16 protein-coding genes are annotated in these 21,567 nt (G+C 64.7%); 15 read left to right on the top strand and 1 reads right to left on the bottom strand.

The genetic code is table 11. The features are described from left to right. The 14 genes from NT151_13330 (at position 1) to NT151_13265 (ending at position 17,907) form a co-directional block, all read left to right on the top strand. Positions 1-678 carry an ABC transporter ATP-binding protein gene (locus tag NT151_13330; protein ID MCX6539897.1) on the top strand — a complete coding sequence of 226 codons (678 nt, stop codon included), beginning with the start codon at positions 1-3 and terminating at the stop codon, positions 676-678. A gap of 133 nt (positions 679-811) precedes the next feature. Next, positions 812-3,229: an ATP-dependent Clp protease ATP-binding subunit gene (locus tag NT151_13325; GenBank protein ID MCX6539896.1), complete on the top strand. Its 2,418-nt coding sequence runs from the start codon at positions 812-814 to the stop codon at positions 3,227-3,229. A 139-nt stretch (positions 3,230-3,368) separates the two neighbouring features. Continuing rightward, positions 3,369-6,005 carry a BamA/TamA family outer membrane protein gene (locus tag NT151_13320; GenBank protein MCX6539895.1) on the top strand — a complete coding sequence of 879 codons (2,637 nt, stop codon included), beginning with the start codon at positions 3,369-3,371 and terminating at the stop codon, positions 6,003-6,005. Positions 6,006-6,089: 84 nt separating this feature from the next. Then, entirely contained in the window at positions 6,090-6,788 is a 699-nt protein-coding gene (locus NT151_13315; protein ID MCX6539894.1) for an OmpH family outer membrane protein, read from the top strand. Between the two features lies 1 nt (position 6,789). Then, positions 6,790-8,064 (top strand): acyl-ACP--UDP-N-acetylglucosamine O-acyltransferase, encoded by a 1,275-nt coding sequence (gene lpxA / locus NT151_13310; GenBank protein MCX6539893.1) that lies wholly within the window; start codon positions 6,790-6,792, stop codon positions 8,062-8,064. Positions 8,065-8,074: 10 nt separating this feature from the next. Next, positions 8,075-8,917: a UDP-2,3-diacylglucosamine diphosphatase LpxI gene (gene lpxI, locus NT151_13305; GenBank protein ID MCX6539892.1), complete on the top strand. Its 843-nt coding sequence runs from the start codon at positions 8,075-8,077 to the stop codon at positions 8,915-8,917. Continuing rightward, the gene (locus tag NT151_13300; GenBank protein MCX6539891.1) at positions 8,914-9,861 is read left to right on the top strand and encodes a Gfo/Idh/MocA family oxidoreductase; all 948 of its coding nucleotides are present in this window, start codon (positions 8,914-8,916) and stop codon (positions 9,859-9,861) included. The genes lpxI and NT151_13300 overlap by 4 nt, the downstream gene beginning before the upstream one ends. Beyond that, on the top strand, positions 9,846-11,324 hold the full coding sequence (locus tag NT151_13295; GenBank protein MCX6539890.1) for a menaquinone biosynthesis decarboxylase: 1,479 nt from the start codon (positions 9,846-9,848) through the stop codon (positions 11,322-11,324). The genes NT151_13300 and NT151_13295 overlap by 16 nt, the downstream gene beginning before the upstream one ends. Further along, positions 11,321-12,226 (top strand): hypothetical protein, encoded by a 906-nt coding sequence (locus tag NT151_13290; protein ID MCX6539889.1) that lies wholly within the window; start codon positions 11,321-11,323, stop codon positions 12,224-12,226. The genes NT151_13295 and NT151_13290 overlap by 4 nt, the downstream gene beginning before the upstream one ends. After that, positions 12,223-13,014, top strand: coding sequence for a menaquinone biosynthesis protein (locus tag NT151_13285; protein ID MCX6539888.1), 792 nt, complete (start codon positions 12,223-12,225; stop codon positions 13,012-13,014). The genes NT151_13290 and NT151_13285 overlap by 4 nt, the downstream gene beginning before the upstream one ends. A gap of 11 nt (positions 13,015-13,025) precedes the next feature. Then, a complete protein-coding gene (mqnC, locus tag NT151_13280) occupies positions 13,026-14,228 on the top strand; it encodes a dehypoxanthine futalosine cyclase (GenBank protein MCX6539887.1) in 1,203 nt (400 codons plus the stop codon). Positions 14,229-14,254: 26 nt separating this feature from the next. Further along, positions 14,255-14,992, top strand: coding sequence for an integron integrase (locus tag NT151_13275; protein MCX6539886.1), 738 nt, complete (start codon positions 14,255-14,257; stop codon positions 14,990-14,992). A 366-nt stretch (positions 14,993-15,358) separates the two neighbouring features. Continuing rightward, positions 15,359-15,949, top strand: coding sequence for a glutamine amidotransferase (locus NT151_13270; GenBank protein ID MCX6539885.1), 591 nt, complete (start codon positions 15,359-15,361; stop codon positions 15,947-15,949). A 98-nt stretch (positions 15,950-16,047) separates the two neighbouring features. After that, positions 16,048-17,907, top strand: coding sequence for an alpha-galactosidase (locus NT151_13265; protein ID MCX6539884.1), 1,860 nt, complete (start codon positions 16,048-16,050; stop codon positions 17,905-17,907). Between the two features lie 86 nt (positions 17,908-17,993). Here NT151_13265 and speA read toward each other — a convergent pair whose 3' ends face one another. Then, positions 17,994-19,934: a biosynthetic arginine decarboxylase gene (speA, locus tag NT151_13260; protein ID MCX6539883.1), complete on the bottom strand. Its 1,941-nt coding sequence runs from the start codon at positions 19,932-19,934 to the stop codon at positions 17,994-17,996. An 81-nt stretch (positions 19,935-20,015) separates the two neighbouring features. Here speA and NT151_13255 point away from each other — a divergent pair, with 81 nt between their 5' ends. Next, positions 20,016-21,563, top strand: a complete 1,548-nt coding sequence (locus NT151_13255) for an IMP dehydrogenase (GenBank protein MCX6539882.1) — start codon at positions 20,016-20,018, stop codon at positions 21,561-21,563. Positions 21,564-21,567 lie beyond the last annotated feature (4 nt).

The raw sequence follows: 21,567 nt of genomic DNA, 5'->3' as shown, positions 1-21,567 counted from the left end.
ATCATGTCCTTTCTTGCCGTCACCGATCTCCACAAGAGCTACACCGTGGGACAGGAACGTCTCCATGTCCTGCGTGGTCTCAATCTGAATGTCGAGGCCGGAGAGATGGTGGCCATCATCGGGGTATCGGGCGTGGGCAAGAGCACGTTGCTCCACGCGCTGGGGGGCCTGGACCACTGGGAGCAGGGATGCGTGTGCATCGGTGAGACCGTGCTGAGCGACCTGTCCGACCAGGCGCGGGTCACGTTCCGCAATCAGCACGTGGGATTCGTCTTCCAGTTTCATCATCTGCTCCCGGAGTTCGATGCGCTCGAAAACACCGAGATGCCGCTGCGGATCGGGCGCACCGAGCCAGGCGTCGCGCGGGCGCGGGCTCGAGACCTGCTAGGCAAGGTGGGTCTGGCCGATCGGCTCCGGCATCGGCCTGGCACGCTGTCGGGCGGCGAGCAGCAACGCGTCGCGATTGCCCGAGCGCTGGTGACGCGTCCGGCGCTGCTCCTGGCCGACGAGCCCACCGGCGACCTCGACGAACTCACGGCCGACGCGTTGCATGTGCTGCTGCGCGACATGCACCGCGAGTACGGCCTGACCTCCGTGCTGGCGACGCACAATCCCCGGCTGGCGGCGTGCTGTGATCGTGTCTGGCGCCTCGCCGACGGCCGCCTGTCTCCCGCATAACCCGGCATCGCGGGAGACAGGGTCCGGCTTTGAGCCGGCGCGGCCGGCCTTGGCGGGAGTTTGCCGTATAATCAATCCTGGAGTGATTACCACCACCGATAATCACTCCGGGAGTGGTCACGCAGGTGTCCGGATGTTCGAACGATACACAGAGAGAGCCCGGCGGGTGCTGTTTTTCGCCCGCTACGAGGCGAGCCAGCTTGGCAGTGTCTCCATTGAGACCGAACACCTGCTGCTAGGGCTGATCCGCGAGGGCAAAGGTCTCACCAGCCGCCTCTTCTCCCGTGCCCACGTGTCGCTCGACACCATCCGGAAGGAGATTGAGGGCCGGACCGTGTTTCGCGAGAAGGTGTCGACCTCGGTCGAGATCCCGTTCAGCGCCGAAACGAAGCGGACCCTGCAGTTCGCGGCCGAGGAAGCCGATCGCCTTCTGCACAACTACATTGGCACTGAACACCTCGTGCTGGGGATCCTGCGCGAAGAGCGCTCGCTGGCCGCCTCCATCCTCGTTGACAAGGGCATGCGCCTGGGCGTCGTGCGCGACGACATCGTGGCGCTGCTCAATGAGAAACCAACGGTGCCGAGGCCCAAGGAGACACCGCTGCTGGCCGAGTTCAGCCGCGATCTGACAGAGGCCGCGTCGAAGAACCTGCTCGATCCGCTCGTCGGGCGCGACGAAGAGATCGAACGTGTTCAACAGGTGCTCTGCCGGCGCACCAAGAACAACGCCGTCCTGATCGGCGAGCCGGGGGTCGGCAAGACGGCGATCGTCGAAGGCCTGGCCCAGAAGATCGTGGCCCACGAGGTGCCGAGCTATCTGGCCGACAAGCGCATCCTGGCGCTGGACATTTCGCTGGTCGTTGCCGGCACGAAGTACCGGGGTCAGTTCGAAGAGCGCCTCAAGGCGATTATGAAGGAGCTCACCGAGAGCTCGAACATCATCGTCTTCATCGACGAGCTGCACACGCTGGTCGGAGCCGGTTCGGCCGAAGGGTCGCTCGATGCGGCCAACATCCTCAAGCCAGCCTTGTCGCGCGGCGAAATCCGGTGCATTGGCGCCACCACGCCGGCCGAGTACCGGAAGTACATCGAGAAGGACCGATCGCTCGAGCGGCGGTTCCAGGCGATCAAGGTGGACCCGCCGGACGAACAGCAGACCATCGAAATCCTGGTCGGCGTCAAGGACCGGTACGAGACGTTTCACAACGTGGAATACACGCGAGAAGCCATCGAGGCCGCGGTCTATCAGTCGAGCCGTTACATCACCGATCGGTTCCTGCCCGACAAGGCCATCGACCTGGTTGACGAGTCCGGCGCGCGGGCGAAGCTGCGCGATGCCGCGTCGGGCGAGCACGGCGCGGCGGCTCCCCGAACGGTGCGGATGGCGGTGGATCAAGCCAACATGGCGGCCGTGGCCGTGCAGGAGTACGACCACGCCCAGTCGTTCCGCGACGGCGGCGGGAATGGACCCGAGCGGGCAGACGCCCGGCCTGCCGGGCGGCGCATCATCGTCGGCAAGCAGGACATCGACGAGGTCGTGTCGAAGTGGACGGGCATCCCGCTCGCCTCGATCAACCAGGATGAGAGCGACAAACTCCTGCGGATGGAAGACGAACTGCACACACGGGTGATCAGCCAGGAGAAGGCCATCTCCGCGTTGTCACGCGCCATCCGTCGTTCGCGGGCCGGCCTGAAGAATCCGAACCGGCCCGTCGGGAGCTTCATCTTCCTCGGGCCGACCGGCGTCGGCAAGACGGAGCTGGCCCGGGCGCTGGCGGCGTTCCTGTTTGGCAGCGATGCCGCGCTGGTCCGATTCGACATGTCGGAGTACATGGAAAAGCACTCGGTGTCGAAGTTGATCGGATCGCCTCCCGGCTACGTCGGGCACGACGAGGGCGGCCAGCTGACTGAGCGGATCAAGCGCAATCCCTATTCGGTCGTCCTGTTCGACGAGGTCGAAAAGGCGCATCCCGACTTGTTCAATATCCTGCTGCAGGTGTTCGAGGACGGCAACCTGACCGACGGGCTCGGCAATCGGATCAACTTCAAGAACACCATCATCATCATGACGTCGAACATCGGTGCCCGCTTCATCCAGAAGAAGGGCTCGATGGGGTTCCAGTTGCCCGATCAGCAGGAGGTGAACAAGAACGTGTCGGACATGGTCCTGAGCGAGGTGCGGCGCACCTTCAACCCGGAGTTCATCAACCGGATCGACGAGATTATCGTGTTCGACGCGCTGTCGGATGATGACCTCCGGAAGATTCTGATGCTGCTGGTTGACCAGTTGAACGCGCACCTGCTCGACCGACGGCTCCGGATCCGGTTGCAGCCGGAAGTGGCCGACTGGATCATTGATGTGACGTGCAAGGACCGCTCCTACGGTGCGAGGCCGCTCCGGCGCGCGATCCAGCGGTATATCGAGGATCCGCTCTCGGAGGAACTGATTCGGGGACACCTGCGGGGAGGCGAGATCGAGGTCTTCCTCGACGGGGATACCCTGCGCTACCGGCCCGCGGGCACGGCCGACACCGGCCGCCCGCTGGCCTGAAACGTCTTAAACCTAGTAAACTAGACTGATCGCGTCGGGCAGGCCTGCCCGGGTGTGGGAGAGGCCGCCTCGCGACCAACCCCACGGCGCCCGGGCGGAGCGTGAGATCGAGTCGCCCCGGCGCCAGGAAAGCGGTGTAATGTCGATTCGGACGTATTTGGTTGCGGCCGCCGTGGTGGGCGTTCTGGGGGCCAGTCCGGCTGGCGCGCAGCCGCCGGCTGCCGGAGTGCCGACCGCGCCGCAGGCCCAGCCAGGGCCGAAGCTGCCCCCCGCCGATTCCCCCGCGCTGCTGCGCTCCATCGAATTGCGGTTTCCGACGCAGGGCAATCTGTCGGTGATCGAGCCGCAGACGTACCTGTACTACATAGAGACGCGGCCCAGCCGGTCGAGTGACGGCGTCTGGACACCGTTTGACGAGAAGGCCATCCTCGAGGATTTCAAACGACTCTGGGCGACCAACTTCCTCGACAACATCTGGGTTGAGGTCAACGATGCGCCCTATGAGAACGGGGTCGTCGGCAAACGCGTGGTCTTCAATCTCGAAGAACGGCAACGCGTCAAGATCGTCGACTACGTCGGTTCCAGAAAGATCGAGCAGTCCAAGATCGAGGAAAAGCTGCGCGACGAGAACATCCAGATCCGCCTGGACTCGTTTATCGATCCGGCGCTCATCCGCCGCGTCGAAGGGATCATCCGCGACATGTTCGCGGAGAAGGGCTACCAGTTCGCCAAGGTCGATCACGTCATCAAGGAAGTCGCCGGGGGTCCGAAACTGGTCAACGTGTCGTTCGTCATGGACGAAGGTCCGCGCGTGCGGATTCACAGCGTCGAATTCGTCGGGAACAAGGCGGTCTCCAGCGGCGCGCTCGCCCGGCAGATGAAGAACAACCGCAAGGTGTGGATGTTCTCGTGGATCACCAGCGGCGGCACGTACCAGGCGGCGAAATTCGAGGAAGACGCCGACAAGGTCGTCGAGTACTACCGCAATCTGGGGTATGTCATGGCCCGGGTGGGCCAGCCCAGCCTGAAATTCATCGAGGATTCGACCGACAAGACCACCCGGTACGTTGCGCTGCGGATTCCCGTCCAGGAAGGTGAACGGTACCGGGTCGGCGACTTCGCGTTCGACGGCAACACGGTCGTCAAGAGCGAAGGCCTCAAGGAAATCTTTAACGTCAAGGGTGGCGATTACTACAGCGAGAAGAAAATCCGGAAGGCGATGGACAAGGCCCGCGAGCTGTACGGGTCGGTGGGCTACTATGAGTTCACAGCCTACCCGGACGTCAAGCCCCGGGGCGTTCCGGCGCCAGGCGAGGATGCGGACAATCCGCTTGCGCCGCCGAAGCCGGCCGCCAAACCTGCCGGTCCGCCCACTATCGACGTGACGATGCGGATTCAGGAGGGCAAGCAGTACTTCGTCAACCGGATCATCTTCACCGGCAATACGCACACGCGCGACAACGTCATCCGCCGGGAGATCAGGCTGTTCGAGGGTGGCGTCTTCAACACCGAGGCCTTGAAGTACAGCGTCAAGCGTCTGAACCAGCTCGGCTACTTCAAGCAGCTCGACGGTGGCAAAGACATGTCGGTCGACAAGACGCCTGGCACCGACAACAAGGTCGATGTCAAGCTGAAGCTCGAAGAACAGAACCGGAACCAGATTACCTTTGGTGCCGGCGTGTCGCAGTACGAAGGCGTGTTCGGCCAGTTGACGTTCCAGACGTCGAACTTCCTGGGAAAGGGCGAGACGTTGAGCGTGTCGGCGCAGAAGGGGTCGCGGGCGAAAAACTACCAGATCAGCTTCTCGGAGCCGTTCCTGTTCGACCGGCCGATCACGGTGGGCGGCGATGTCCACAAGCAGTCGATCATCTATCCGTACGCCTATACGCAGAACAACACAGGCGGCGCGGCCACGGTCGGGTTCCAGGTCGGCGCCTATGCGCGGGTCTTTGGGACATACAGCCTCGACCAGATTCGCGTCTCCGACATCTATCCGACCTACCTGCCGCAGCCGCAGCTCTTCTTCACGCCGTCAGACGTGTATTCATCGGTGGGGCTGGAGCGCTCGCCGTTTATTCCATCGAATGGCGAGTTGGCGCCGTCCAACCCGTACATGGCAGACTTGCTGCTCCTGAACCAGGGCGGAAAGCGGACGATCAGCAAGGTGACCCCGAGTTACGTGTATAACTCGGTCGACAACCCGATCTTTCCCGCGGCCGGCAAGCGCTTGACGGCCGCGCTGGATGTCGCGGGTATCGGAGGGGACACCAGCTACCTCAAGCCTACGCTCGAGGCTGTCTGGTACTTGCAGCAGTCGCGGCGGTTCTCGCTGGGCGTCCGCGGCCAGTGGATTTCGATTACCCCGACCGGCGGCACGACCACGCTCCCGATCTTCGAGCGGCTGTACCTCGGCGGCGAATACAGTGTCCGCGGGTTCGATCTGCGCAGCATTGGCCCACGCGATCCGATCTCCGGCGTTGTGGTCGGCGGCGTCAAGAGCCTGCTCTTCAACGCCGAGTACCTGATACAGGTTGCGGGACCCGTGCGACTCGTGTTGTTCTATGATGCGGGCCAGGTCACCGACACGGGGCAGCGGATGACGCTGGGCGATTTCAAGACGTCGACCGGCGCCGAGATCCGGTTCTTCATGCCGGTGCTGAACGTGCCGTTCCGTCTGATCGCGGCCTACAACCCGCAGCGTGCAGGCGTGCTCGATAATCAACTCCAGCTGGCGAAGGCCTTCACCTTCCGGTTTGCGGTCGGAACGACGTTCTAGGATAAGAGGAATCCGGCGGCGCCGCTGTTCAGCGGGCGGCCTGGATACACGCGGGCGTTACTTCTTGGGAAAGGGACAGGACGAATGAAAGCGTTTATGGTTGCCGCAGTAGTAGTAGGCGTTCTGGTCGCGGGCATCGCCTGGGCCCAGCAGCCTCCGGTTCAACAGCCGCCGGCCAAGCCGCCGGTCGCGACGGCTCCCCAGCCGCCGGCCAAGCCGCCGGTCGCGACGGCTCCCCAGCCGCCAGCCAAGCCGGCTGCCGCGGCCGCCACGCCAGCTCCGGAGGTGAAGTTCCCGGACGGCGCCAGGTTCGCGTACCTCAACATTCAGCGGATTGCGGGCGAGTCGGTCGAAGGCAAGGCGTCGAGCGCACGGCTCGAACAGCTCCGGGCGAAGAAGGCCAGCGACCTCAACGACAGGAACAAGCAGGTCGAGGCGCTGCAGGCCAAGCAGAAGAGCAGCGTCATGAGCGACGATGCCCGGGCGCAGGTGCAGCGTGATATCGACAAGCTGCAGGTCGAGATCCAGCGGATGACCCAGGATGCGCAGCAGGAGCTTCAGGACATGCAGAACGAGCTGCAGTTGGAGTTCCAGCGCAAGGTCGCGCCGATTATCCAGCAGGTGGCCACGGAGAAGTCCGTCCAGATGCTGTTCAGTCAGGGCGACTCCGGCCTGGTGTGGGCGGATGCCGGTCTGGATCTGACCGCCGAGGTCATTCGCCGGTTTGACGCCGTCACGGCGGCCGCGAAGCCGCCGGCGACGCCCGCGCCGATCAAGAAGTAAGGTGGCCGCCACCGCCTCGGTCCAGTTCATCGACGTCGCGTCGGTGCTCGAACGGCTCTGTCACCGCTATCCCTCGGGATTGGTGGACGCGGTTGCCGAAATCGAACCGGGGCGGCGTCTGGTGGCGATCAAGAACGTCACGGCGAACGAGCACTTCTTCGCGGGTCACTTCCCGGACGTGCCGTTGATGCCGGGCGTGCTCATGATCGAGGCGCTCGTCCAGTCGGCGACGCTTCTGCTGCTGCACGATGGTGACGAGATCCGCAACGCGCGGGTCTCGTTGCGCAGCGTGACCGGCACGAAGTTCCGCCGTCAAGTCGTGCCTGGCGACCGGGTGATGCTCGACGTCGAGGTGCGGCAACGGCGAGGGCCGCTGGCCCGCATCGGTGCCGTCGCACGGGTCGACGGGCAGGTGGTGACCGAGACCGGCTTCGTCCTGGCCGTGGCTCCGGGGACCGCGTCGGTCCACCCGACCGCGCGGATCCATCCCGGCGCGGTGCTGGGCGACGGTACCATCGTCGGAGCCGGCGCGAGCATCGGTGCCCACGTGCGGATCGGCCGCAATAACCGGATCGGCGCCTCCTGCATCATCGACGGGCGTACCGAGATCGGCGACGACAATGTGCTCTACCCGTTCGGGTCGTTCGGTCTGCCGCCGCAGGACCTGAAGTACAAGGGAGAGCCGACCGCGCTCGTGATCGGCAATCAGAATGTGTTTCGGGAGTTCGTGACCGTGCATCGGGGCACGGTGACAGGGCGGGGCGCCACGCGCATCGGGCACCGCAACTACCTGATGGCGTACGGCCACATCGCGCACGACTGCCTTGTCGGCAACGACACGATTCTTTCGCATGGGACCACGCTCGGCGGCCACGTCGACGTGGATGATTTCGCCACGCTCGGCGGCTACGTCGGGATTCATCAGTTCTGCCGCGTCGGCAAGCACGCCTTCATCGGCGGGTTCTCGGCCTGCACGAAGGACGTTCTGCCGTTTTCGAAGACCGTCGGCAACCGGGCGCTCATCTACGGGATGAATACGATTGGCCTGGTGCGGCGCGGGTTCACACCGGATACCATCCGCAAGCTCAAGGCCGCGTACCGGTTGTTGCTCCAGTCGAATCTCAACACGACCGAGGCCGTGACGCGCATCTGCGACGATCCAGGGTTGGACTGCCCGGAGGTCCGCTACCTGGTGGAGTTCGTCCGTGGCGCGAAGCGCGGCGTCGTGCTCAAGCGGGGACGCACGCGATCCGGCGAATCGTCCGCCGACCAGTGAGGAATACCTCATGCGTGTGGGTCTGATAGCCGGCAACGGGCGTTTTCCGTTTCTGGTACTGGACGCTGCGCGAACGCTGGGCCACGCCGTCACCATCCTGGCCATTGAGGAAGAAGCCTCACCAGATCTGGTCGCGGCGGCGGCGCGCGAACCGCGCGCCGACCTCCACTGGGTGTCACTCGGACAACTCAGCCGGGCCATCGAGATCCTGCGTGGGGCCGGCGTGAGCCAGGCCGTGATGGCCGGCCAGGTCAAGCACGTCAAAATTTTCTCCGGCATCGTGCCCGACCGTCTGTTGCTGTCGGTCCTGATGAAGTTGCGTGCGCGGAACACCGACTCGCTCATCGCGGCTGTGGCGCAGGTGATGCGCGACCACGGCGTCGAGTTGCTCGATTCGACCGCCTACCTCGCGCCCCTGGTCGCGAAGGCGGGCGTGCTGACGGCGCGGCCGCTGACCGGTGAGGAACAACACGACGTCGAGTTCGGGTACGGGATGGCCGATCGCATCGCGGCGCTCGACATTGGCCAGACGATTGTGGTCAAGAGTGCGGCCGTCGTGGCGGTCGAGGCTATGGAAGGGACTGACGCGGTGATCGCCCGTGCGGGCCGACTGGCGGGCCCAGGCGCGAGCGTGATCAAAGTGGCAAAACCCAATCAGGACATGCGATTCGACGTGCCGGTGGTTGGCGTGGCGACGATCGAATCGATGCGCGAGGCCGGCGCCACGGCGCTGTCGATTGATGCCGGGCGGACGTTGCTGATTGATGGCGACGCGGTCGTACGGGCGGCCGATGCGGCAGGCATCGCGATCGTGGGCCGGCCAGCCAACAAGCCATCGGGGAGGCCGGCGTGAGCGAGCGGATCTTGAGAGCGGCGGTGGTGGGCGTGGGGCACCTCGGCCGTCACCACGCGCGAATCCTCGGATCGATGCCAGGCGTGGCGTTGACCGGAGTCGTGGATATCAACGGCCAGCGAGCTCGCGAGATTGCGGCGTCGTCCGGCGCGCGTGCCGTGACCGATGTGCGGGAGATTCTCGACGACGTCGATCTGGTCTCGATTGCGACACCGACCGACGTGCATGGGGAGGTCGCTGGCCTCTGTCTGGCGCGCGGCATTCCCGTGCTGGTGGAGAAGCCGCTGGCCCGATCGGTTGAGGAATGCGATGCGATCATCGAGGCCTCGGCTCGAACAGGCGCGATTCTCGCCGTCGGTCACACCGAGCGATTCAATCCCGCGGTGATGGCGGCCCGCCCCGCGGTGAACAAGCCGGGCTTCATCGAGATTCACCGCCTTGGGACCTTTCCGGAGCGCAGCCTCGATATCGATGTCGTGTTCGATCTCATGATCCACGATCTGGATCTGGTGCTGTCGATCGTGCCGTCGCCGATCGTGGCCATCGAGGCCGTCGGCGTGCCCGTCCTGACCGATCGCGCCGACATCGCCAATGCGCGCATCAGATTCGAGTCGGGCTGTGTCGCCAACATCACGGCCAGCCGGATCAGCCGCGAGCGCGTCCGCAAGATCCGCTTCTTCCAGCGCGACGCCTACATCTCGATTGATTGCGGCGCGAAAGAAGCCGAAGTGTACCGGTTGATTCGCCAGGAGGGCCGGCGGCCGCTGATCGAGGGCGGCAGCATTCCCGTCGTCGATAGCGAACCCTTGCGGAACGAACTCGAAGACTTTGTCGCGGCCGTGCGCGAGCGGCGTCAGCCGGCGGTTGGCGGCGCTGACGGGCGGAACGCGGTGAGACTGGCCGAACAGATCACGGAACGGATGGCGGCATGCACGCGGATCTGAAGGGTTTCATAGACGAGGTGGAGCAACGCGGCTGGCTGCGGCGTGTACAGGAGCCGGTGAGCCCGGACCTCGACATCACGGCGGTCACCGACCTGGCCAGCAAACGCCCGGGCGGCGGGCCCGCGCTGATCTTCGAGCAACCCACCGGATTCGACATGCCTGTGGCGGTGAACCTGTTCGGATCGCTTGACCGGATCTGCCTCGCGCTGAACGTCTCGTCGCTCGATGCCCTGGCGCGCGAGATTGAGACGCTGATGTCGCCGCACGCGCCGACCGGCATCCTCGACGCGATGAAGATGCTGCCGATGGTCTGGCGCCTGACCGATCTGCTGCCGAAGACCGTCAAGGACGGTCCGTGCCAGGAGGTCGTCAGGCTCGACGGCACGCTCGATGCGCTGCCCATCCTGAAGTGCTGGCCCGACGACGGCGGGCGGTACATCACATTTCCGCTGGTGTTCACGAAGGACCCCGAAAGTGGCGTGCGGAACATCGGCATGTATCGCATGCAGGTGTTCGACGGACGCACGACCGGGATGCACTGGCAGCGGCACAAGGGCGGCGCGCAGCATTATCGGATCGCGGAGCGGATGGGCAAGCGGCTCGAGGTCGCGGTGGCCCTCGGTGCGGAACCTGAGGTGTGCTATGCGGCGACGGCGCCAATGCCAGAGGGCCTCGACGAGTTACAGCTTGCCGGGTTTTTGGCGCGCCGGCGGATCGAACTGGTCAAGTGCCGGACCGTTGATCTCGAGGTGCCGGCGCAGGCGAACATCGTGCTCGAAGGCTATGTCGACCCGGGCGAGCGCCGTCGCGAAGGACCCTTCGGCGACCACACGGGTTTCTACTCGCTGGCCGACGACTTCCCTGTCTTCCACCTCACCGCCATGACAATGCGGCGCAAGCCGATCTACCACGCGACCATTGTCGGCATTCCGCCGATGGAAGACGTGTATCTCGGGAAGGCGAGCGAACGGATCTTCCTGCCGCTGATCCGCAAGACGATTCCAGAGATCGTGGACATGAACTTTCCGGCCGAAGGCATTTTTCACAATCTTGTCCTCATCTCGATCGACAAGCGCTATCCGGGTCACGCCCGCAAGATCATGAACGCCTGCTGGGGGCTCGGTCAGCTGATGTTCTCCAAGGTCATTGTCGTCGTCGACAAGGACGTGAACGTGCAGGACGTGCGGGAAGTGGCCTGGGTGGTAGGCACGCACATGGATCCGCAGCGGGACATCCAGTTTACGCGCGGCCCGATGGACGACCTGGAGAATGCGTCCGACCTGCCGGCCTATGGCAGCAAGATGGGGATAGACGCGACGAGGAAGTGGTCGTCCGAAGGATTCACCCGCGAGTGGCCGACGCGGGTTGTGACGTCGGAGGCGGCCGGGAAACGGGCGATGGCTGTTTGGAGCCGGATTGCGGGTGGGGCCGACGAGGGCCAGACTCGGGACGGTCGCTCATGAAGGAACAACTGGAGAAGGTGGCCGCCCACATCAGTGCGGGCCAACCGCTGGCCGACGCGGATATCGCCGCGCTGGCGGAGACCAACGACATCCTGACGCTCGGCATGCTGGGCGACGAGGCACGACGAGGCAGGCACGGCACCGAGACGACGTTCGTGCGTGTGGCGGACGTGCAGGTGCCGTTCGCTGATGGCGCTCACATCGACATCCCGGCTGCGGCCAGAGAAGTGAGAATAGGCGGCCGGGCCGACTCGTTCGACGTGCTGATGCCACACGTGCGCCGCGTGGTGGAGGCGGCCGGCGGCATACCGGTCTCCGCATTCTCGCTGGAGGCGCTCGAAGCGGATGCGGCTGCCAGTGGCCGTCGGTTGGCAGACCTGCTCGCCGCCGTGCGCGATACGGGCGTCGCGCGAGTCGCCGATGCGGCGTTGGACCAGTTGCAGCACGCCGAGATGTCGCTCGATCAGGTACGGAAGGCGGGACTCGGCCTCGCGAGATTGACGGTCCAGCACACCGCCAGCACGACCGAGAGACTCGAGCACATCATCCGTGCCCGTTCGCTGCAACAGTCGCTCGGATGGATCGAGAGCTTTGCGCCGCTGGGTCGATCGTGGAAGCCGGGCTCGCCGTCGACGGGCTATGACGATGTGCGGCAGGTGGCGCTGGCGCGGTTGCTCATCGACAACATCGCGTCGATCCAGGTGGATTGGTCGCGGTATGGCCCGAAGCTCGCGCAGGTGGCATTGACGGTCGGAGCCGACGATATCGATAGCGTGTCGCCGCTCGACGAGACGGGCGAAGGGCGTCGACGGTCACCGCTCGAAGAAGTCCGCCGGAACATCCTGGCTGCCGGGCTGGTCCCTGTCGAGCGGGACGGCGCTCGCCACCGGGTGATCTCATGAGCGTCGTTCGCCTGGGCGCGGTTGAGTATCTGAACGCGCGGCCGCTCGTGTATGGTCTCGAACGGCGCGCCGAGAGGTTCAGCCTGCGGTTCGACGTGCCGTCGAGATGCGCCGCCCTTCTGCACGCGCGCGAGGTCGACCTCGGCATCATTCCCTCTATCGAGTACTTGAGAGGCGGCCCGTATCTCGCGGTGCCGGGTGTGGCGATCGGGTCAGAAGGTCCGATTGCCTCGGTCGCGATGTTTTCTCGGCGTCCGCCTGCCGACATCCGCACGCTCGCGCTCGATACGAGTTCGCGCACCTCGGTGGCGCTGCTGCAGATACTCTGCAAGCATCATTTCCAGATTGCGCCCGAGATGCGGCCGATGCTGCCCGAGCCCGAGCACATGCTCCGCGAGTGTGACGCGGCGCTCATCATTGGCGACAGGGCGTTGCTGTTCGACCATGTGGCGGCCGGTGTCGAGAAGATCGACCTGGGCGCGGCGTGGACCGCCTACTCGGGCCTCCCGTTCGTGTACGCGTTCTGGGTGGGCCACCAGGGGGCGATCGGGCCGGAGGACATCGACCTGCTGGTTGAGGTGGGTCTCGCCGGTGCGGATCATCCTGACAAGATTGCTGAGGCCTACTTCGCGGCGATGCCGGCCTGGGTGGAACGTGGCGCGCGTTACCTCCGTGATAATGTGAAATACGGGTTTGGCGAACGACAACTCGCGGGGCTGACGCGGTTCTATCGCGAGGCGGCGGAGCTTGGTCTCGTGCCGGAGTTCCGTGCGCCTCGGTTCTATTAGCCCGAGAATTGATGTCCATCAACGCGTTGGCAGACACGGTGCGGGCGGGCGGGCGGCTGACTGAGGCTGAAGCGCTCGAGATGTACCTCTCCGCGCCCACGCATCTGCTCGGGCAGCTCGCCAACGAGGTGCGACAGAGACGGCATCCCGATCGCACCGTCACCTACATCATCGATCGCAACGTCAACTACACGAACGTCTGCGTCGCGCGCTGCTCGTTCTGCGCCTTCTACCGTCCCGTCGGCTCGCCGGAGGGCTACGTCCTTGGCTTCGACGAAATCGTCAGGAAGATCGACGAAACCATCGCACTTGGCGGCGGCCAACTGCTGCTGCAGGGCGGACACAACCCCGACCTGCCGATCGAGTGGTACGAGGATTTGTTTCGGGAGGTGAAGTCGCGGTATCCCACCTTCCGCCTGCACGCGCTGTCGCCGCCCGAGGTGCTGCACATCTCGCGGCTCGCTCAGATTAGCGTGCCGGATGTGGTGCGCCGCCTCGTCGCGGCCGGCCTCGACAGTATTCCAGGCGGCGGCGCCGAGATTCTCGTCGATCGCGTCAGAATACTCCTTCACTGCGACAGCAAGGCGTCGGCCGACGAGTGGATTGACGTGATGCGCCACGCGCATCGCGCGGGTCTGAAGACGACGGCGACGATGATGTATGGGTCTGTGGAGACGCCGGCTGAGCGCATCGAGCACATGAGTCGGCTGCGCGCGTTGCAGGACGAGACCGGCGGCTTCACTGCGTTTATCGCATGGAGCTATCAGCCCGAGCACACGGAACTGCAGGGCGTCGAGGCGACCGGCGTCGAGTATCTGCGGACGCTCGCGACCGCGCGGTTGTTCCTCGACAACTTCCCGAGTCTCCAGGCGTCGTGGGTGACCCAGGGCGGCAAAGTGGGGCAGTTGAGTCTGACCTACGGAGCCAACGATATGGGCAGCGTGATGATCGAGGAGAACGTGGTCCGTGCCGCCGGCGCGGCGTATTGCATGGACGAGATCGAGATCGTGCGCAACATCGAGGATGCCGGGTTCGAGGCGAAGCGCCGCAACATGCACTACGAGATTCTCGGCGGGCCCATCTTCCGCGAACGTCAGGTGCCACGCATGCTGGAGCTGGCCGTGTCGCGGGCTGATGGCGACAATTCAGTTCCTGCCGAACTCGTCAACTATCCTGCCCGCAGCCGCGCGGAACGGGAGAGACGAGCGCAGTAGGCGGGCGTCCACAACTTCATTTCTCGTTGCTATTCCTGTACCGTGATGTTCTCGGTGTCCCACTCGGCCCCGTCGACTCCGTCGTGCGTGCGCGGACACCGGTGCGGCTGCCGGTCGTTCTCAGCCGGGCCGAGGTGCGCGGGTTGCTTGCGGAGCTGCGGGGAACGATGTGGATCATCGGGGCGTTGCTTTACGGGAGTGGACTGAGACTGCGCGAGTGCCTGGAACTGCGGGTCAAGGACGTCGACGTTGAACGGCACCAAATTGTGATCCGGCGGGGCAAGGGGCAGAAGGATCGGGTCACACCGTTGCCCATGCTGGTTCGGGACCGGCTGGCCACCCACCTGGCAGACGTCAAGCGACTGCATGAGGCTGATCTGATCGAAGGCTCTGGCCGCGTCGTCCTCCCCGGGGCGCTCGGTCGGAAGTACCCGTCCGCGTCGACTGCCTGGGCCTGGCAGTTCGTGTTTCCGGCGGGGCGGCTTTGTCGCGATCCGCGGTGGGGGCCTCCGACCCGTTTCCATCTCCATGATTCCGCCGTTCAGCGGGCGGTGACGGAGGCCGTGCGGCGGGCTCAGCTCACGAAGCGAGCGAGTTGCCACACGCTTCGACATTCGTTTGCGACGCACTTGCTGGAGGACGGCTACGACATCCGGACTGTTCAGGAACTGCTGGGCCACGCCGACGTGAGTACGACGATGATCTACACCCACGTCCTCAGCCGAGGGGCGATGGCTGTTCGAAGTCCGGCGGATCGCCTGTAGCGCCCGTCACGCGAGGCCCGGAGGTAGCCGACGACATACCACGCCGATCTCGCAGGTATGCGGCTCCTGGTCTTCGGCGTTCGGGGCCCGCAGGTAGCTCGGGCAATGGAGGTTCCCCGCCAAGCCAGCGTTTCTCTGCCGCCGTCATGTCTGCCGTCATCGCAGGTAACCATGCCGGCCCGTTCGCAGGGTATGGGTCGGCGTCAGGGGTACGTCCGGTAGTGCTAAGATGCACGCGTTGTGAGACTTCGAGGTTGGGTGACCGTGCCACTCGTCCGGTGCATACCTGACGGAGTCCGCGCACGTGGCTACGCGGTGGAATAACAAGTTAGCCAGATCCAGAAGCGACGAGATTCGATCAGCCATATGCCTGAGAGAGCCGTCTACTTGCTCGTTGTCGAAGGGTTCGCCGACTGGGAGCCGGCCCACGCTGTGGCGGAACTTCGGCGTCACGGCCAGTATCGGGTAGAGTCGGTCGGCCTGACGCTGGCTCCTGTCCGGTCTATGGGTGGCATCCGTGTGCTGCCGTCGACAACCGTGACCGAGGTCGACCCTGCGGATGTTGCGGTGTTCATCCTTCCCGGCGGCGACCGGTGGGAGAACTCGCCTGTCGAACCGGAGATCGCACAGTTGGTGACGCGTCTGGATGCGCAACAAGTTCCGCTCGCAGCGATCTGCGCGGCCACCGTGGCGATCTCTCGGATGGGCCTCTTGAGAGGACGCCGGCACACCAGCAACGGCCTTGAGTATCTTCGTTCACACGTCCCTGGCTACGCCGAGGCGGCGAACTATCTGGACGTTCCGGCTGTGCGAGATCGCGGGCTTATCACAGCCAGCGGATTGGGCGACGTCGAATTCGCGCGTGAACTCCTCGAGGAACTGAGCGTCCTCAGTGCCGAGGATCGGGCAGCCTGGGCCACCATCTTTCGGAGTGCGCGTCTACCGGGAACTGGCTAACATCAACTGGAGCCGACGGCGCGTAAGTCGTGATGCGCCGCGGCTCAGCGCGAACGTTGGCCAACAGCGCGACACTAACTCTCGCAATGGAGATTCGCATGACCGAAATCGCGAAGTGCCCGAAGTGCGGTGCGTCGATCGATGCTTCTTCCTCGTATTCGTGGTGCGCAAAGTGCGGGGAGCCGTTGTCGGAGAGTATTCGCGCAAAGCCGCAGGCTCTTGCTGCGCTTCTCTCGCCGAACGGCTCGGCGCAACCATCAGTGACCACGTCTCGCCGCGATTTCCTCGAACAAGCCGCGCTCGCAGCCGTTGGCGCGTCGCTGTCTCCCCAGATCGCGTCAGCCTCCGGTCAGGCACGAACACCCGCCGCATCACCATCTGGATTCCTCACTCTTCATCGCCCGCCCGACGCCGTGATGGCGTTGACAGCGAATGGCGACGTTCGCCTCGCGCTTCAATCCGCCGGACGGTGGAGCAGTGACGGCGTCACCGTCACGGCCGTCGACGTGCCGGGCGCACTTCGTATTCAGCTGTCGGCGCCATCCACGGCAATCAAGCGTTTGCATTTGCGTTGGCGCGGCCGTGTCAGCGATGCCAGCCGGATCCTCGCCGACGCCTGGGAACGCGGCTACGGCGACCTCGAGTGGCGCGGCATCGTGCCGGATCGCGTGATGCCCTGGTACGTCGCGATCGACACGGGTTCAGTGACACACGCGCACGGCGTGCGCACGGGACCGCGGGCGTTGTGTTTTTGGCAAGTTGACGCGCATGGCATCAGTCTCATCGCCGATGTGCGGAGCGGCGGCGTGGGCGTGCAGTTGGGCGATCGCGTCCTCGACGTCTGCGACGTGTGCTCGCGAGCCGGCCATCCGGGCGAATCGGCGTTCGCCGCGATACACGCGTTCTGCCGCCAGATGTGCGCGAACCCGCGGCTGCCCACGCAACCCGTGTACGGCAGCAACGATTGGTACTGGGCCTACGGCAAGAACAGCGCCGCCACCGTCCTCTCCGACGCCCAGCACATCGTCGAACTCTCACCATCAACGACCAATCGTCCGTTCGTTGTGATCGACGATGGATGGCAGCCGGTGCGCGGCAGAGACAAAGCCGACGTGGGAATGTGGGATCGCGGCAACGAGAAGTTTCCGGACATGCCGGCGCTCGCTGCGGAGGTGAAGCGCGCCGGCGCGCGGCCGGGAATCTGGATTCGACCGCTCCAGGCCACCGCGAACACACCTGATGCGTGGCGGCTGCCGCGTGCGCGGGCGTTCTTGGATCCGACGGTGCCGGAGGCGCGCGACAAAATCTCCGCCGATTGTGCGCGCCTGCGTCAATGGGGCTTCGAGCTGATCAAGCACGACTACACCACGTTCGATCTGTTCGGGCGGTGGGGCTATCAAATGGGATCGGCGCTCACGAACGATGGATGGACGTTCGCGGCAGGCGCCTCGCGAACGACCGCTGAAGTTATCAACGAGTTATATCGCACGATTCGCGCGGCATCTGGCGAGAGCCTGATCATCGGCTGCAACACCGTCAGCCATTTGTCCGCCGGACATTTCGACATCTGCCGCGTCGGCGACGACACGAGCGGCACCGACTGGCCGCGCACGCGAAAGATGGGCGTGAACACGCTGGCCTTTCGCGGTCCGCAGCACGGCGCGTTCTATGTGGCCGATGCTGATTGCGTCGGCGTCACGACGGCGGTGCCGTGGTCGTTCAACCGGCAATGGCTTGATCTCCTGTCGCGAAGCGGGACGATGCTGTTTGTGTCGCTCGCGCCGGACGCGCTTGGGGCGGACCAACGGCGCGATCTCAAAGCCGCCTTTGCGCTCGCGGCCGCGCCGCATCCGCTCGCCGAGCCGCTCGACTGGCAGCGCGCGGTGTACCCATCGCGGTGGAAGCTGATCGGGCAAGAACAGACCTACGATTGGGTGGGGCTCGATGGAGCGGGATAGGGATAGACGCTCTCAAGCCACGCCGAAGCCCTTCGACAAACTCAGGGAGTCCCGAGCAAGGTCGGGGGGGCTCAGGACGAAGGCGGCTACCCCTTGGGATCCTCGAGGTACGTGTATCCCTGCAGGCCTTCTTCGTAGAACTTCAGCAGCCGTCCAGACTCTTCGAAGGAGAGCTTGCCCTCGCGCACGGCTGTTTCAGTATCCGACCGCAGCTTGCTGACCAGACTGTCGGGGTTGTAGTTCACGTACTGCAGCACCTCGCGGACGGTGTCGCCCTTGATGAGCGAGTCGAGTACCACGCCACCCTGCTCATCCTGCGTCACGTGGACCGTGTGCGTGTCCCCGAAGAGGTTGTGCATGTCGCCGAGGATTTCCTGGTAGGCGCCAATCAGAAACACGGCCAGGAAGTACGGCTCGCCGTTGACGACGTGGAGCGGAAGCGTGCGCTTGACGTCGCGCCGATCGATAAACTGATCGATCTTGCCATCCGAGTCGCAGGTGATATCGCCAATCACGGCGTGGCTGGTCGGCGGCTTCTCCAACATGTGAATCGGCATCACCGGGAACAACTGCTTGATGGCCCAGCTGTCCGGCATCGACTGGAAGAGCGAGAAGTTACAGAAGTACGTGTCCGCGAGCTGCTCGTCCAGGCCCTGCAGATCCTCTGGCACCTCGTCCATCTGCTGAACGAGTCGCTGAATCTTCGAACAGATGGCCCAGTAGAGCGATTCGGCATGGCTGCGCTGTTCGAGCGGCAGATACCCGCCGGTAAACAGATTCAGCGCCATCTCGAGCGCCTGCTGGGCGTCGTTGTAGCTTTCGAGCACGTTCCGGACCGAGACGTTCTGCAACGTCTCCCGCAGATCGATGATGGGCTGCTCCAGCTCCTCGTTCGGCCCGACCGGCGGGATCTCCTGCTCGCGGAATCCGGTGACGCCCAGCACGTTGAACACCAGTACGCTGTGATACGCCGCGATGGCCCGCCCGCTCTCCGACACAATGGTCGGGTGCTTCACGCCGGCATCGTCGCACACCGTCTGGACGTGATACACGACGTCGGCCGCGTACTCCTCGATCGTATAGTTGACGCTCGATTCGAAGTTGGTGCGCGACCCGTCGTAGTCGACGCCCAGGCCGCCGCCGATGTCCAGGTACTCGAGCCCCGCTCCGTTCTTGGCCAACTCGACATAGACGCGCGCCGCCTCGTTGAGTGCCGCCTTGACGATCCGGATGTTCGGAATCTGGCTGCCGAGGTGGAAGTGGAGCAGCTTCAGGCAGTCCTGCATGCCGAGGCCGCGCAGTTCCTCGAGGCCCTTGAGGATTTCCCCAACCGTCAGTCCAAATTTCGAGCGGTAGCCGCCCGACGACTGCCACTTGCCGCTGCCGCGGGACGCGAGCTTGACGCGCATGCCGATGTTGGGCCGCACGCCGACCTTGGCGGCGTACTCGAGCACCATCCCGAGTTCGCTGTATTTTTCGATGACAGGGATGATCGTGCGCCCGATCTTCTGGGCCAGCATGGCCATCTCGATGAACTCGGCGTCCTTGAAACCGTTACAGATGATCGGGATATCGTTGGAGGCCAGCGCCGCCACCGCGAGCAGTTCGGGTTTCGACCCGGCCTCCAGGCCGAATCCAAACGGCCGGCCGTACTTCACGAGTTCCTCGACCACGCGTCGCTGCTGGTTGACCTTGACCGGATAGACAAAGGCATACCGGCCCTGGTAGCCATGCTGCGCAATGGCCGCCTGGAAGGCATCGTGGATGTCCTGCAGCCGGTGCTTGAGGATGTCGGTAAACCGGATCAGGATGGGCAGGTCGATGCCGCGGAGCATCAGGTCATCGGTGAGGCTCTTGAGATCGATGGAGTTCTGCGGATCCTTGGCCGGATGCACGTGCACGTGGCCATCGTCGCCGATCGAAAAGTATCCCTGGCCCCAGCGGCCAATCTCGTACAATTCAGTGGCGTCGGCGATGCTCCAGGGGTCCCCGAAGCGCCAGGATCGGTTGAGGCGGCTAGCTGGGATGCTCACGTTTTCATGATACAGATTTTTTCGCGCGTGTCATCGACGATTTGACGATCGACACATTCCAGGCGGAGGCAGACGATGGCCAGGCAACAGCGGCGGTCGGCGGACAGTCGGACGGCGGGCGCATGGCGGAAGCTCAGGACCCTGGTCGCCGGGTGCACCTTCGACGACTTTCTCCTGACGCCGCACTACAGCGTGCTCGAACGCCGGGATCCCGCGGGGATCGATCTGTCGTGCCGTTTCTCGCGGCACATCACGCTGCGGCGGCCCATCGTGTCGGCCAACATGGACACGGTGACGCGGGCGCCGATGGCGATGGTGCTGGCGGAAGAAGGCGGCCTGGGTGTGATCGACCGGGGCTTCAGGCCGGGAGACATCGAGCCGCAGGTCCGCGAGGTGCAACTGGTCAAGCGGACGCAGCATCTCGTGATTGCCGACCCGTGGACCACCGGCCCGGACGACTCGCTCAGTGCGGCCCTCGCCGTGATGGAGCGGCGTGGCGTGGGCACACTGGTGGTCGTCGACGGCGGACGGCACCTGCTGGGTTTGCTGACGCAGCGCGACGTCCGGTTCGTCGACGGCCGGGCCGATGCCGCACGACTGACCGTCGCGGACCGCATGACGCCGCGCGAGCGCCTGATCGTGCACGTGGGCCGGCTCTCGATGGTCGCGGCCGAACGCCTGATGATCGAGCGCAAGGTGAAGAAGCTGCCGCTGGTCGACCGCGCGGGCGTGCTCGTCGGCCTCATCACGGCCAGAGACCTCCTGCACCAGAAGCGCCTGCCGTTCGCGTCCCGGGACGAAAACGGCCGGCTGCTGGTCGGGGCCGCGATCGGGGCCAAGGGCGACTACCTGGAGCGCGCGGCGGAGCTCATCAAGGCCGGCGTTGATGTGCTGGTGATCGACATCGCACACGGTCATTCCCTCGTGATGCGGAAGGCGATGAAGGCGTTCCGGCAGCGCTTCGGCGATTTCGAAGTCGTGGCCGGCAACGTCGCGACCGCCGACGGCGCGCGTGCGCTGGCCGATCTCGGCGTCGACGGAATCAAGGTGGGCATCGGTCCCGGCGGCGGGTGCAGCACGCGACTGACCACCTCGTTCGGTGTGCCGCAGTTGCAGGCGCTCGTCGAGTGCCGGGCAGCCATCGCCGACGATATTCCCATTATCGCTGATGGCGGTATTCGCCGGGACGGCGCGATTGTCGAAGCGCTGCTCTTCGGCGGCGATACGGTGATGCTGGGAAGCGCGTTCGCTGGCACGATCGAAACGCCCGGCGACGTGGTGCAGAAGTCGGTGCTGCTGCCCGAATCACAGAAAGTCGTGAAGGTTCCGTTCAAGGTGTTGCGCGGGATGGCGTCGATCCAGGCCATTAAGGACCGGCTCGATGTCGAAGACGACGATGAGGTCGATCTCGAAGCGCTCGGCGCCGAAGGGATCGAGGTGAGCGTGCCGGCGCGCGGATCGGTCCGCCCGGTGCTCGGCGACATGATGAAGCACCTGGCGTCGGCCGTCAGCTACGGCGGCGCGGCGAGCCTGGCCGAGTTCAAGACACGCTTCCGCCGCGATCCGTTGCGCTACGTGATCAGGCTGACCGAGGCCAGCCGCCGCGAATCCTACGAGCGATAGACCT

The sequence above is a fragment of the Acidobacteriota bacterium genome, assembly GCA_026393675.1.
Lineage (GTDB): Bacteria > Acidobacteriota > Vicinamibacteria > Vicinamibacterales > JAKQTR01 > JBAXOX01.
This window is presented reverse-complemented; position numbering and strand designations above follow the sequence as displayed.

What these genes read in the sequence shown, in the direction of transcription:
- NT151_13325 (MCX6539896.1), top strand. Translation starts at nt 812, where the DNA reads ATGTTCGAACGATACACAGAGAGAGCCCGGCGGGTGCTGTTTTTCGCC.
- NT151_13320 (MCX6539895.1), top strand. Translation starts at nt 3,369, where the DNA reads ATGTCGATTCGGACGTATTTGGTTGCGGCCGCCGTGGTGGGCGTTCTG.
- NT151_13315 (MCX6539894.1), top strand. Translation starts at nt 6,090, where the DNA reads ATGAAAGCGTTTATGGTTGCCGCAGTAGTAGTAGGCGTTCTGGTCGCG.
- lpxI (MCX6539892.1), top strand. Translation starts at nt 8,075, where the DNA reads ATGCGTGTGGGTCTGATAGCCGGCAACGGGCGTTTTCCGTTTCTGGTA.
- NT151_13295 (MCX6539890.1), top strand. Translation starts at nt 9,846, where the DNA reads ATGCACGCGGATCTGAAGGGTTTCATAGACGAGGTGGAGCAACGCGGC.
- NT151_13290 (MCX6539889.1), top strand. Translation starts at nt 11,321, where the DNA reads ATGAAGGAACAACTGGAGAAGGTGGCCGCCCACATCAGTGCGGGCCAA.
- NT151_13285 (MCX6539888.1), top strand. Translation starts at nt 12,223, where the DNA reads ATGAGCGTCGTTCGCCTGGGCGCGGTTGAGTATCTGAACGCGCGGCCG.
- mqnC (MCX6539887.1), top strand. Translation starts at nt 13,026, where the DNA reads ATGTCCATCAACGCGTTGGCAGACACGGTGCGGGCGGGCGGGCGGCTG.
- NT151_13270 (MCX6539885.1), top strand. Translation starts at nt 15,359, where the DNA reads ATGCCTGAGAGAGCCGTCTACTTGCTCGTTGTCGAAGGGTTCGCCGAC.
- NT151_13265 (MCX6539884.1), top strand. Translation starts at nt 16,048, where the DNA reads ATGACCGAAATCGCGAAGTGCCCGAAGTGCGGTGCGTCGATCGATGCT.
- NT151_13255 (MCX6539882.1), top strand. Translation starts at nt 20,016, where the DNA reads ATGGCCAGGCAACAGCGGCGGTCGGCGGACAGTCGGACGGCGGGCGCA.